The organism is Mesorhizobium sp. B2-4-18 (genome assembly GCF_006441385.1).
GTDB lineage: Bacteria > Pseudomonadota > Alphaproteobacteria > Rhizobiales > Rhizobiaceae > Mesorhizobium > Mesorhizobium australicum.
In genome coordinates this window covers 1-12,382 of the sequence record NZ_VFUW01000010.1, presented here as the reverse complement: position 1 = coordinate 12,382, position 12,382 = coordinate 1, and the positions used below count along the sequence as shown (strand labels likewise).

The following is a 12,382-nucleotide window of genomic DNA, read 5'->3' as shown; positions in this document are numbered from 1 at the left end:
CCCGGCGACACTGAAGTCCGCTGGCTCAATCGCCGACTGTGGACATCGCGCCTGCAATCCCTCAATCTTGGCCCGGGAACAAAACAGGCGCTTCAAAGAGAGCGCACCGGGTGCTCATGGAACGACGATGGACATTGTATGATCCACGGCTGGCCTGGATGCTGGTCGCGCCGGTGCTCTTGCTGCTGATTTTTTTCCTGGTGCTGCCGATCGCCGTGATGGCCGGCTATACCTTCTTCACCTTTGTCACCGCCGGCGTGGAAACGAGCGCGCTGACGACCGCGAACTGGCACGAATTCCTCACCGACAGCTACTATCACGGCTTCCTCCTGAAGACGCTGAGGGTCGGAGCCATGACGGCGCTGCTGTGCGGCGTGCTCGGCTACTTCCCCGCCTATTTCATCTGGGCCACGACCTTCAAGCACAAATGGCTGCTGCTGCTTTTGCTGATCGTGCCGTTCTGGATCAGCTTCACCATCCGCACCTTTTCCTGGATCAACATCCTGGGGGAACAGGGCGTCATCAACGTCGCGCTGCTCAAAATGGGCATCATCCATGAGCCGCTGCAGATGCTCTACAATGAAGGCGCGGTCATTCTGGGCATGCTGCACTTCCTGCTGCCCTACATGATCCTCAACGTCTATGTCAGCCTGGAGAGCATTGACCGCACGTTGATTTCGGCGGCCCGATCGATGGGCTGCACGAGCGCGCAGGCGTTCCGCGAGGTCACGCTGCCGCTGTCGCTGCCCGGCCTGGCTGCGGGCCTGCTGCTCTGTTTCGTGCTGGCCGCCGGCAGCTATGTCACCCCGCAGCTTCTCGGCTCGGGCCGCGACGCGCTGTTCGGCAACCTGATCTACGACACCATCATGGGCGAGCTGAACTGGCCGATGGGGGCCACGCTTTCGATCGTGCTGTTCATCGTGCTCGGCTTCTTCGCCGCCGTCTACACGCGCTACATGGGCATGTCGCAGATCGTCAAAGGGCTTGGCGGATGACGGGGTTTGGAGGATGAGAGGAACACGGCGCAGGCAGGAAGGCAGATGGGCCTGGCGGCTGACCGGCTTCGTCACGGTCTGCGTCTACATCTTCATGTTCGCTCCGATCGTGGCGACAGTGGTCCTGTCGTTCAACGCCTCGATGTTCGGCGGCTTCCCGATGACCGGCTTCAGCCTGCAATGGTACGGCAAGCTGATGGCCAACGAGGCGGTGCTGGCTGCCTTTCGAACATCCTTGTGGATCGCATTGGTCACCGCCATCGTCACCACCGCCATCGGCGTCACCACGGCGTTTGCCTTGGTCCGCTTCGAATTTCGCGGCAAGCAGGCGCTGAGCACGCTGGTGATCCTGCCGGCGCTGGTGCCGGAAACCATCCTCGGCGTCGGCCTGCTGGTGCTGATCAAGGCCGTCGACCAGCCGAGGACAATGCTGCTCCTGGTGCTCGGCCATATCTTGCTCGCCGTGCCCTATGTGGTGCTGATCGCCCAGGCGCGCATGATCGGCATCCGGCGCGTCTACGAGGAGGCGGCACTGTCGCTTGGCGCCTCTCGCTTTTCGTCCTTCCGCGAGATCACGCTGCCGCTGCTCATCCCGGCCGTTGTCGGCGGCGCCCTGCTCGCCTTCACCATTTCGTTCGACAACACCTCGGCCAGCCTGTTCTGGCGGCCGGCCGGCGTCGAGACCATGCCGACCCAGATCCTTTCCATGCTCAAGATTTCGATCAGCCCGGAGATCAACGCGCTCGGCACCGTGATGATCCTGGTGACCGTCGGCATCCCGCTGATCGGTGGCCTGATCCTGCAAAGCCTGACAAAACTGAGAAGACGTGGCGAACCAAAGGAGGAAATACAATGAAACTCACCACCACCAAGCGGCTGGAACGGCTGCACGATCGATACGCCAATGGCGACCTGAGCCGCCGCACGTTCCTGACGCTGACCGCAGCCGCGGCAGCATCGGCGGGCCTTTCGATGCCCTGGATGGGCCGGGCGCTCGCCGCGGTCCAGGAGGTTCGCTTCGACGGTTGGGGCGGCACGGTGCAGGATGCGATCGACAAGTTCGCCTTCCAGCCCTACACGACCAAGACCAAGATCAAGGTGGTCCAGGGCACGTTCGGCGACGAGGACGAGATCATCACCAAGATCAAGACCGCCAAGCCCGGCGACTACCAGGTCATCCATTCCTCCGGCGTCAACTACTACATCAAATACGTGAACGCCGGCCTGACCTCGGAAATCAACGAGGCCAACATTCCCAACATGGCGAACGTGCTGCAGCCAATGATCGAGCCGTTCCGCAAGCTGACGCCAAAGCTCTCCGCCGTGCCCTACGACTACGGCACGACGGGCATAGCCTACAACACCAAGGTGATCTCGCCGGAGGAAGCCAAGGAAAAGGGCGCCGGGCTCCTGCTCGACAAGAAATACGCCGGCAAGGTCGGCGGCTATTCCGACATGACGACGCGCGTCTGGTATGCGGCGCTCGCCACCGGGCAGGACCCCAACAACCTCAAGGACATGGACGCCATCTGGGCCAAGGTGCGCGAGACGCGCGACCTCGCCAAGAAGTTCTGGAGTTCCGGCGCGGAGCTGATGGACCTGCTTTCCAAGGGCGAGATCGTGGTGACCGATGCCTGGTCGGGCCGCGTCGCCGCGCTGCAGGACCAGGGCCATCCGATCGGCTATCTCGATCCGGCCGGCTCCTACGCCTGGATGGAGGACATGCTGATCCTCAAGGGCTCGCCCATGGCCGAGTGCGAGGAGCTCATCAACTTCATGCTCGACCCGGCGACCTCGATCGCGGTGGCCGAGGGCCAGAGCTATCCGCCGTCGCTCGATCCGAACAAGGTCAAGCTGACCGAGAAGATCGAGAAGCTGCCGGCATTCGACAAGACGGGCACGATGAAGTCGCTGACCTTCGCCGATCCGACCTATTGGGCGACCAACGAGGACGCCTGGACCAAGCAGTGGAACAGGATCTCGAAGGGTGCCTGACAGCCAGGACACGACACTCCATCCCCGGCCTGTCCAGGCCGGGGCAGCCGGCTCGAGCGCGGCCGCCGAGGCGAACAGCCCGGCGGTCGAGTTCCGCGACATCGACATCGCCTACGGCAAGTTCGTCGCGGTGCGCGATTTCTCGCTCTCGATCCGCAAGGGCAGCTTCGTCACCTTGCTCGGGCCTTCGGGTTGCGGCAAGACCACGATCCTGCGCTCCATCGCCGGCCTGGTCGATATTTCGGGCGGCCAGATCATGATCGACGGGCGGCGCGTCGACGACGTCCCGATCTACAAGCGCAACATCGGGCTGGTCTTCCAGAGCTACGCGCTCTTCCCGCACAAGAACGTATTCGACAACGTCGCCTTCGGCCTGAAGTACCGCAACGTGCCGAAGCCCGAGATCGTGCGCAAGGTCGGCAAGGCGCTCGAAATGGTGCGGCTGCCGGGCAGCGAGAAGAAGCTGCCGTCGCAACTGTCAGGCGGGCAGCAGCAGCGCATCGCGCTCGCCCGCGCCATCGTCTTCGAGCCGCAGGTGCTGCTGCTGGATGAGCCGTTGTCGGCGCTGGACGCCAACATGCGCGAGGAGATGCGCGTCGAGATCAAGAAGATCCAGAAGGAAACCGGCATCACCGCCATTTTCGTCACGCACGACCAGGAAGAAGCCCTTTCCATGTCGGATCGTATCGTGGTGATGAACGCGGGCGCGGTGGAGCAGATCGGCACTCCGGAGGAGGTCTACGAGGCGCCGGCGACAGCCTTCGTCGCCGACTTCCTTGGCAAGGCCAACATGCTTGCAGGGACCGTGAGCCGGTCCGGCCAAGGAACGGTAACGGTGGTGCTTGGCACCAGCCAGACGGTCAGCGTGGCTTGTCCAAGGCCGCTTGCCGACGGCAGCAAGGTCACCGTCGTGGTGCGGCCGCAGAAATTTTCGGTCGGTGCTGGAACGAGCGCCAATCGACTGTCCGGCCGCGTGATCTCGGCCTCCTATCTGGGCGGCAGCGCGATCTACGAGATCGACATCGGCGGCAAGACCAGCCTCCGCGCCAATACACCGATCACTGGCCGCGTGCTTCGCGAAGGCGAGACGATCGAGTTGGGTTTTGCCCCGGACGGCTGCGTGCTGCTGGACGGGGCCGGGAAGCGGATTTCCTGAAGGTCGCGGGCGCTTGGTGCGGTTCAGCCACCATTTGACGCGCCCGTGCCGTCTCGCGCAACAGCCCAGATCCCAGCCACCTGAAGGCGTGGGGTCTGCAGATCCCCATCGGGGCTCTAAACGCTTGTTTCCGCAATTCCGGCAGCGCCGGTCTGGTTTCAACTCGCACCGGTCAGTGATCGACTTTGCGGATGTTGCGCTCGGCCGTGGGTGCAAGGCTCCCGGCTCCGGGCACTGAAGCCGGCGCGCCTTGAAGAACCCAATCCGCCGCGATCTGCCCGATCACCGGCGCCAGCTGGATGCCATAGCCGCCGGCGCCGGCGGCGGTGACCAATGCCGGTTCCGAGGCATCGATCGGTCCGACGAGCGGCCGATGATCGGCCGTGACAGGATAAAGGCCGGCCCAGCCACGGCCAAGCCGCGCGCCCGGCAGATCGGGCAGCCGTTCCAGCAGCAGTTCGGCCAGGTGGACCTTCGATTGCTCCTCGCACTGGTCGTTGTAATTGTCCGGATCCTCGGGAGCGATGGACGTCACCTTGTGGATCTCGGCAATCAGCGCGCCAGGCTTGTCGTGGCGGAAATTAAGGCCGCTGCCCTCGCCGTCCACGAGGTCCATGACCATCGGCATCGTATAGTCGAGCGGCCTGTCCAGATGGATGACGACCGCCTCATGGCGCTCGGGCCAAATGTGCAGGCGCTGGCCGAAGAGCTCGGCGACCCGCGGCGCCCAGGCGCCGCCTGCGTTGACCACGGCATCGCATTCGACCGGATCGCCATTGGTCTCCAGCCTGTAGCCGCCTGGCCGCCTTCCCACCCCGAGCACCTTGCGGTACTGGCGGATGTCGCCGGCCTTTTCGCGGACGATCCGCGCCAGGAAATTGCACATGTCATAGGGATCGAGAAAGCCGTTGTCGGGTCCGTACAAACCGCCTTCGAGCCCGTCGGGGCTGAGGTGGGGAACAAGGTCCCTGAGTTCGTTCGCGCGGATCAGGCGCGACTTCAGGCCGGCCCCGCCCTGAATCTCGACTGATTTCGCGAACAGCTCCATCTGCGCGGGCGTGCGCGCGAGCCGAAGATAACCGATGTGGTTGAATTGAAGCCCCTGCCCCTCCCACTGGCGAAACCGGCGGAACGATTGAACGCGAAGCATGATCTCGAACGGATCGGTAAATTGCGACCCGACAACGCCGACCGACCTGCCGCTCGAGCCTGAAGCGATCGACTGCGCTTCCAGCACCGTCACGCGCGCGCCCTGTTCGAGGAGGTTGAGCGCCGTGCATAGGCCCAGCGTGCCCGCACCGATCACCACGACATGGAGGGAAGCTGTCATATAGGGTCACCTGCTTTCAGGCATGATCCCCGATGTTCCAGAGCTCATGCTTCGACAAAGGGATAGGGAGGCGAATCGACCAAACGTCATCCTGATCCACGCTGCGCGGCGATCTCGCCCAAGGTGTCGTCGATCGCATGCAGAATGCTGCGCGCGTCCGCCTGTGTCATGGGCGTCGAGAGCGCGAACAGGCCGTAGCTGGCAGACAGGACGCCGCGGCCGAGCAAGCCCTTGTGGAATGTATCGAACCTCCGGTGCTCGGCCTGGCCCGGATAGACGGATCTATAGTCCGTAACCGGATGCGAGGTAAAATGAACCTTGAACAGCGAACCGAGGCCCACGCATTGGCCGGCAAGGCCATGCCTGTCGAACGAGGCGGACACCCCTTCGCGCAGGAATGCGCCCAGTGTATCGAGATGGGCAAAGCTCTCCTTCGTCAGCGCCCGCATCGAGGCGAGCCCGGCCCGCATGGTCACCGGATTGGCGGTGAACGTGCCGCCATGGGGAAGAGCGGGCTTGCCCCTGGTCGGATCGAACACCGCCATGACATCGGCGCGCCCGCCAACGGCGCCCACGGGGAAGCCGCCGCCGATGATCTTTCCGAGCGCGGTCAGGTCGGGCTCGATGCCCCACAACCCCTGCGCGCCCGACCAGCCAAGGCGAAACGAGATGACTTCGTCGAAGACAATCAGGGCCCCGGCCGCCCGGGCGATCTCGACCATTGCGTGCAGATAGTCCCGGCGTGCCGGGATGAGGCCGGCACGATTGGGTATAGGATCGATCAGCACGCCTGCTATGCTGTCGCCCTGGGCGGCGAAGACGGCGCGAAGCGCCTCGATATCGTTGAAGGGCACGGCAATCACATCGTCCAGCACCCCGCGCGGCGTTCCCTTTGCGTAAGGCGTCGAGCTTGGCACGTCGCCCCAATTGGACGGGGAACTGTCCAGGCTCACCTCGGCGAAATCATACGACCCATGGTAGGCGCCTTCGATCTTGACGATCTTCGGCCGCCCGGTGAAGGCGCGCGCGGCCTTGATGGCCATCATCACCCCCCTCCGTGCCGGAGTTGGTGAAGCGAATCCGGTCGACGGAGGGCAGCCGGTCGACGAGAAGCTCGGCAAGCTCGATCTCGCTGAGCGTCGGGGCGCCGAAGGCCGTGCCGAACGGCAGTTGCTCGACCACGGCGGCAGCGACATCGGGATGCGTGTAGCCATGGATCATCGAGGTGAAATTGTTGATGCAGTCATAGTAGACGTTGCCGTCGACATCCCAGACCCTGCACCCCTCGCCTCGCGCGGCATAGATCGGAAACGGATCGACAAAGACGGTGGTGCGCGTATTGCCGCCCGGCATCACCTTCTTGGCGCGCTCGAAGAGGCTCTTTGATCCAGGCATGGCGTCGGGATAATGCGGCATGGCTCTCGCTGGCGAATTCGACCGTCAAGGCGGCGGCGGCACCGCCGCTCGTCGCAATGCTATGGCCAGCTTCTGCACCGACGCAATCGGCCAGGCGGAGTATGCGACACGACCAGGCCGTCACCGACCATTATCCTCCCGCCGCCACTGCCCGGTTCGGATGCCTGAGGTGGGTTGGCGTGATGCCGGTCTGCTGGCGGAACACACGGCTGAAATGGCCGGCATTGGTGAAGCCGCAGCGGTAGGCGATGTCGCCGATCTGCAAGTCGCTGCCTTCCAGCAGCGACTTCGCATGATGCACCCTGAGCGCCAGATATGCCGCCATCGGGCCGATGCCCAGTTCCAACCCGAAGAGCCGTTCGAGCTGGCGCCGCGAGCAGTTCAGGCGGCTTGCGATCTCCGCCACCGACAGCGTCTCCTGCAGGTTGCTCTCCATCAACAGCAAGGCCCGCTTCACCGCCCGGCTCGACGCCGCCGGAAACAGGTCGCCGACGGGCTGCACGTCGCGGCTGCTCCTGATCCGGTCGAGCACCAGGATCTTGGCGGCCTTCTCGGCCGCCTTCTGGCCGATGAACTGGGACACGAAATGGCCCGCGAGGTCGGCGGCACCCGTGCCGCCCGCGCATGTCGCGCGGCCCCGGTCGACGGTAAAAAGGCTGTCGGCATGGGCGTTGACCTCCGGGAACCGGCTGCGGAAATCCTTGATGTGGAACCAGCTGACGGCAGCGCTGTAGCCGTCGAGCAACCCGTAGCGCGCCAGCACGAAGCTTCCCGTGCAGAGCGCCGTCAGCGGCACTCCCTTGCCGGCGGCACGCAAAAGAAACGCCTCCTTCTCGGAACTCAGGCTGCGGTTTGTGTCGAGCAGGCCGCCGACCACGACCACGTTATCGAAATCCTCGGGGTTGCCGATCCCCCCGGTCGGCAGCAATTCGACGCCGCAACTTGCCCGGATCGGCAGGCCGCGTTCGCCGACGATCTCCCAGTCGAACTCTATCCTGCGGCTGCGGTCGCCCTCATCGCCCGCCAGCCGCAGCGTGTCGATGAACAACGATAGCGGCGACAGCGTGAAGTCGCGAACGAGGAGAAACGCAAAACGCCTGGCCATTGTTGTTCGGAACCGTCCTCGTGCCCTCTGATTGCACCCTGCTGCGCATCAATCGCCACCCCCTTATATAGCCCGTGTCGGAAAAGGCAGAGTTGGTTTGGCAAGCCCAACTCCTTTCGCCAGCGAATTCCTTTCGCCGGGAAAGTTCTGGTCTTCGGCTTCGTGCACGAGATCCCCGCGACGACATCGGACGCTGCTCAAGCGCCCGTCGCGTCCGACATGAAGGCGAGCGCAACCCTTCTCGCCGCGCGATCAGCGTCGAGATCAGGCGCGGCCTCGGAGTCGAGGACTTCGAGCAGTCGGATGAGCACGACCGTCCGCGCCGGCGGCGAGACACTTCGCGCGCGCTGGCTTATTGGCTGCGGTGGAGGCCCCAGGGCCACCGACGCTGATCCGGACCTGGAGGGAGTTGCCAAGGCCGCGGCGCGGTGGTTTGGCGAACCCGAATGAAGCGTGTCCATCGGGCGGCGAATCCAACTGCCCCGCCGATGAAGCCGAACACCCGCCGGGTCCCATGCCAGGGGGAACTGATCGAGCCTGGTTTCGGTTGTCTGTTGTGCGAACGATCGTTGCACGGCAGGCACCTGACGAGCGAAGATGAGAGATGAAACCTGCAGCCAAGCGGCGTGGTTCCCTGCGGAAGGTCCTAGGTGGCATCGCAGCGGCGATTGCGACCACCCCTGACCGGAGGGCCGAGCAAGGCGCGAGCACCGCGTCAATGGTTGCCGAATGGCCGCTGCCGCCATCTGCGACGCTTGGCTCCTCCTTGCGCCTGAAAGGGATCGAACGCGAAGTACGAGCCAGGCTACCCTGGACAGTGAGGAAATTTGCCAAGGCCGAGACCGGCCGCATCGTCTTGCGCATGCTGCAAGCCGACGCGGATGCGTTCCGGGCCGCCTCGGCGACCATCTCCAGGACGCTGGAGGGGATCGAAGCGCTGGCCGTGCTTCCGCGAGAAGCGGAGGACATTCTCACCATCTCGTCGCGCGAGCGGCACAGGTGGCTCAGGGACGGTCGCCTGAAAAGCATCGGCACGCGCACCGTGAAGATGCGCGGGCGATCCAAGGCCGTGACCTTCCATGTCTTCGATCCACGCCACATCGAGGACGTTCTTGATCGTGACCTGGCGACCGCCTGGCGGGAGGAGGACGCGCGGGAAATATCCGAAAACAGGAGGCGCGGAGCCGGCAAGGCCGCGCTGACGCGAGCAGGCAAGCGGACGGGCAACGCCCGCAAGACCAGGAATTCGGGAAAAGACGATGCGCCAAAGCTCGAAGGCTGGGACACGTTCGAGGCGGAAGGATTGCTGCGGTAGAGCAACAACCCCAGCAAAACGTGTAACGATTTTCCGACGAGGATCGCGCTCGCGCCCCATTCCCGTCTAGGGATATTGCGCCTTACCGGGGCCGGCAGCGCCGAGATCGCCCTGCAACTCCTTTGGCAGGGGAAGGCTCGAACATTGCAGATGGACGTCGCGGGCGAGCAGCTTTCGCTGCTTCTGCTCGTGCTCCTTGGTGGCTGCTATGATCCCCAATCCATACGGGCCAAGTGCGACGAATTCCCAACCCGGATGCGTTTTTTCGCGGACCGCGTAGTCCGAAGCCGCCGCTCGAGCTTGCTGGCATTGCGGCGACGCCCATTTCTGGTCCTGCTGCGAAAGAGAGGCTCCGTAATCGACTGGAGAGGTCGCGCATCCGGCCATCGTCGCGGCCAATGCGGACATTGCAAGCCCCACCGCAATTTTCATCCAGAAGCCCTTTGCCAACCACCGTGGAGAGTACATGGACGCCTTCATCTCACAAGGGGAGCGTTGCGACCAGAGAGCCCGGCCTCGTTCCTGGGCCCGCCCGTCGCCAGATTTGGACCGCGGCTTGGAACCAATGATGGGCGAGACTGTTCAGTTGTAACTTGATACGACGCTGACATTCTTGCCGGCGGGCAAGGCGGCCATCTTCAGGAGTTCCCATCATGACTATTTCGTCCGGATTTCGTTCAATCGCCATTGCCGCGATCGCCGCTGCGGGCGTCAGCCTGGCCAGCGCCGCGCATGCCGACAGCGGTAAAATCCGCTTCTCCGTCTACAAGGCGGCCTTCTTTGTCGGCGGCTCCGGTGGCGAGGGCACGCTGACTTTCCATGGCCGCAAATACCCGATCTCGATCGGCGGCGTCTCGGGCGGCCTCGCCTTCGGGGTCTCCAAGACCTATTTCCAGGGCACCGTGCGCCACATCAAGCGCGTCCGGGATGTGACTGGCGTATACGGCGCCGCCGGCGGCGGCGGCACGCTCGGCAAAGGCGCCCAGGTGATCGTGATGACAAACGACAAGGGCGCCCAGCTTGAACTCACGGGCCGACAGGTAGGCCTGCAGGTCAACGCCGACCTGAGCGGGCTCGCCATCTCGCTGAGGTAGGAGCCTCGGCCTGCCGGCCGTTTCAGAGATGACGGACTTGGTCTCGATGCTGGCCCTCGTCATGCCCTATCGCGTTGCGAGGCGGCATCCCTGGCCTCGGCGCAGCGTTTCTGGCGGGCGACGTAATCCGCCATGTAATGGTCGAGAGCGGCGCGGAATTCTTCTTCGCGTGAGCGCGGATTGCTCACTGGGGCCGGTCGGTTGGTCTCGGTCTCAAGTCCAACGCGGTCGAAAGCAATTGCGGACATCCCGGCTCTCCTGTCTTGGAAACACTGTGACAGGATGAGCCGGGCGGGCAGCTTCGTCCCGGGCGCGCGGCCGAATAGTTCCGAAAAGCCCCGAAAAGATGCTAGTTTGCACCATGGTGGGGAAACGGTTCGCTTTCGGCCCGTTCGAGCTCAACCCGGAGGCGGGAACGCTGCTCCGGCGCCGCATGCCCATTCCCGTTGGGTATCGCGGCGTGTTGCTCCTGGCAGCACTGGTCGAGCGGGCCGGCGAAGTACTCTCCAAGGCTGAGCTGATGGACGCGGCATGGCCACGCGCGGCGGTCGAGGAAAGCAACCTTTCCGTCCAGATAGCAATGCTCCGCAAACTGCTTGGGCCGGGTCCCGACGACGCAGAGTGGATCGCGACTATCCCCCGGGTCGGCTACCGCTTCGGCGGCGCGGTGGATTGCCTGGACGCCGCCGCACCGTCCGATAGCGTCGAGGCCGGTCCCTCGATCGCCGTACTGCCCTTTGCCAATCTCAGCGACGAAGCCGAGCAGCAGTATTTCGGCGACGGCCTTGCCGAAGACATCATCACGCGCCTTGCGCGGCTGCGCTGGCTCTTCGTCTCGGCGCGAAACTCCTCATTCACCTATGGCGGCAAGGCGGTCGACGTGAAGCAGATCGGGCGCGAGCTGGGCGTGCGCTATGTGCTCGACGGAAGCGTGCGCCGCTCCGGACAGTGGCTCAGGATCAATGCCAGGCTGAGCGACGCCGATACCGCGCGCCAGATCTGGGCAGAGCGCTACGACGCGGAGATTGCCGATTTCTTCGGGCTGCAGGATGAGATCTCACAAAGTGTGATCGGCGCCATCGAACCCAGACTCTACGTCGCCGAACAGGAGCGTTTCCAGAGCCGGTCGCCCGGCAACCTCGACGCCTGGGGGTACGTGATGAAGGCGATGCCCTATGTCTGGACCTGGGCCTCGCTGCCGGATTTCGAGATCGCCGAGCCGCTGCTCCAAAAAGCCATCGACATCGACCCCGACTATCCGCGGGCCAACTGCCTGAGCGCATGGGGTCTCGCCGCAAAGGCGATGCTTGGACTGGCCGATGCCCAAGCTGCCCTGGCGACCGCCCACGACATGGCGCAACGGGCCATTCGGAGCGACCCGGAAGACCCCTGGACGCACTTCGCCACCGGCTTCGTACATATGGCCTCGCGCCGTTTCGATCCGGCGGTCAAGGCTCTCTCCGAGGCGATCAACCTCAATCCGAGCCTAGCCTACGCGCATATGATCCTCGGATCCACCTATGCTTATGCGGGCATGCCAGACGACGGCCTGCACCATGTCGCGCTTGCCGACCGCCTCAGCCCACGCGATTTCACGCAGGCAGGCAGCCTCTCTGTCGTTGGGCTCTGCCATTTCATGGCCGGCCGTTATACCGAGGCCGCCGAGTTTGAGCGGCGGGCGGTGGACCTCAGGCAGAATTTCGGCACGGCCTGGCGCACATACGCCGCGTCGGCCGGAATGGCGGGCGATCGCGCAGCCGCTGCCCACGCGCTGTCTCAGGCGAGGCGCCTGCATCCTGCCGTGTCCTTGGACTGGGTCGAGAAATACCACCCCATCGTCCACGGAAGGGACCGGGCGCGCTATATCGAGGGGTTGCGCGTCGCCGGACTCGACTGAGGGCTAGAGTCTTTCATGTTTTGATGGCAGCGTATCCAGCATTCGCGAAGTAGTTGCCGCATTCTTCAGGCTCGATCGT

13 protein-coding genes are annotated in these 12,382 nt (G+C 64.1%); 7 read left to right on the top strand and 6 right to left on the bottom strand.

Annotated elements, in window-relative coordinates:
• Nucleotides 1–116: 116 nt before the first annotated feature.
• Genes FJ527_RS22490 through FJ527_RS22475 form a run of 4 tightly spaced genes read left to right on the top strand, consistent with a single transcriptional unit; the run spans nt 117 to nt 4,146 of the window.
• Nucleotides 117–995, top strand: a complete 879-nt coding sequence (locus FJ527_RS22490) for an ABC transporter permease (protein WP_083883012.1) — start codon at nt 117–119, stop codon at nt 993–995.
• Nucleotides 996–1,008: 13 nt separating this feature from the next.
• The gene (locus FJ527_RS22485) at nt 1,009–1,851 is read left to right on the top strand and encodes an ABC transporter permease (protein ID WP_140617954.1); all 843 of its coding nucleotides are present in this window, start codon (nt 1,009–1,011) and stop codon (nt 1,849–1,851) included.
• On the top strand, nt 1,848–2,990 hold the full coding sequence (locus FJ527_RS22480; RefSeq protein ID WP_140617953.1) for an ABC transporter substrate-binding protein: 1,143 nt from the start codon (nt 1,848–1,850) through the stop codon (nt 2,988–2,990). The genes FJ527_RS22485 and FJ527_RS22480 overlap by 4 nt, the downstream gene beginning before the upstream one ends.
• On the top strand, nt 2,983–4,146 hold the full coding sequence (locus FJ527_RS22475) for an ABC transporter ATP-binding protein (RefSeq protein ID WP_140824046.1): 1,164 nt from the start codon (nt 2,983–2,985) through the stop codon (nt 4,144–4,146). The genes FJ527_RS22480 and FJ527_RS22475 overlap by 8 nt, the downstream gene beginning before the upstream one ends.
• Before the next feature lie 172 nt (nt 4,147–4,318).
• Here the strand turns inward: FJ527_RS22475 and FJ527_RS22470 are convergent, their stop codons facing one another.
• The 4 genes from FJ527_RS22470 to FJ527_RS22460 all read right to left on the bottom strand — a co-directional run bounded on the left by FJ527_RS22470 (nt 4,319) and on the right by FJ527_RS22460 (nt 7,997).
• A complete protein-coding gene (locus FJ527_RS22470; protein WP_140824045.1) occupies nt 4,319–5,476 on the bottom strand; it encodes an FAD-dependent oxidoreductase in 1,158 nt (385 codons plus the stop codon).
• 86 nt (nt 5,477–5,562) lie between these two features.
• Nucleotides 5,563–6,522: an aminotransferase class III-fold pyridoxal phosphate-dependent enzyme gene (locus FJ527_RS22465; protein ID WP_281406542.1), complete on the bottom strand. Its 960-nt coding sequence runs from the start codon at nt 6,520–6,522 to the stop codon at nt 5,563–5,565.
• Entirely contained in the window at nt 6,440–6,892 is a 453-nt protein-coding gene (locus FJ527_RS29860) for an aminotransferase class III-fold pyridoxal phosphate-dependent enzyme (RefSeq protein ID WP_281406541.1), read from the bottom strand. The genes FJ527_RS22465 and FJ527_RS29860 overlap by 83 nt, the downstream gene beginning before the upstream one ends.
• A 130-nt stretch (nt 6,893–7,022) precedes the next feature.
• Nucleotides 7,023–7,997, bottom strand: coding sequence for a GlxA family transcriptional regulator (locus FJ527_RS22460; RefSeq protein WP_015316877.1), 975 nt, complete (start codon nt 7,995–7,997; stop codon nt 7,023–7,025).
• A 604-nt stretch (nt 7,998–8,601) separates the two neighbouring features.
• Here FJ527_RS22460 and FJ527_RS22455 point away from each other — a divergent pair.
• Entirely contained in the window at nt 8,602–9,312 is a 711-nt protein-coding gene (locus FJ527_RS22455) for a hypothetical protein (RefSeq protein ID WP_140824044.1), read from the top strand.
• 66 nt (nt 9,313–9,378) lie between these two features.
• On the opposite strand, the gene FJ527_RS22450 is transcribed toward FJ527_RS22455, so the two are convergent.
• Nucleotides 9,379–9,744 carry a hypothetical protein gene (locus FJ527_RS22450; RefSeq protein WP_140824043.1) on the bottom strand — a complete coding sequence of 122 codons (366 nt, stop codon included), beginning with the start codon at nt 9,742–9,744 and terminating at the stop codon, nt 9,379–9,381.
• A 221-nt stretch (nt 9,745–9,965) separates the two neighbouring features.
• On the opposite strand from FJ527_RS22450, the gene FJ527_RS22445 reads away from it, so the two are divergent.
• Complete coding sequence (locus FJ527_RS22445; RefSeq protein WP_140663452.1) at nt 9,966–10,406, top strand: hypothetical protein; 441 nt, start codon at nt 9,966–9,968, stop codon at nt 10,404–10,406.
• A 59-nt stretch (nt 10,407–10,465) separates the two neighbouring features.
• Here FJ527_RS22445 and FJ527_RS22440 read toward each other — a convergent pair whose 3' ends face one another.
• The gene (locus FJ527_RS22440) at nt 10,466–10,654 is read right to left on the bottom strand and encodes a hypothetical protein (protein WP_140824042.1); all 189 of its coding nucleotides are present in this window, start codon (nt 10,652–10,654) and stop codon (nt 10,466–10,468) included.
• 113 nt (nt 10,655–10,767) lie between these two features.
• On the opposite strand from FJ527_RS22440, the gene FJ527_RS22435 reads away from it, so the two are divergent.
• Nucleotides 10,768–12,303, top strand: a complete 1,536-nt coding sequence (locus FJ527_RS22435; protein ID WP_181166446.1) for a winged helix-turn-helix domain-containing protein — start codon at nt 10,768–10,770, stop codon at nt 12,301–12,303.
• Nucleotides 12,304–12,382 lie beyond the last annotated feature (79 nt).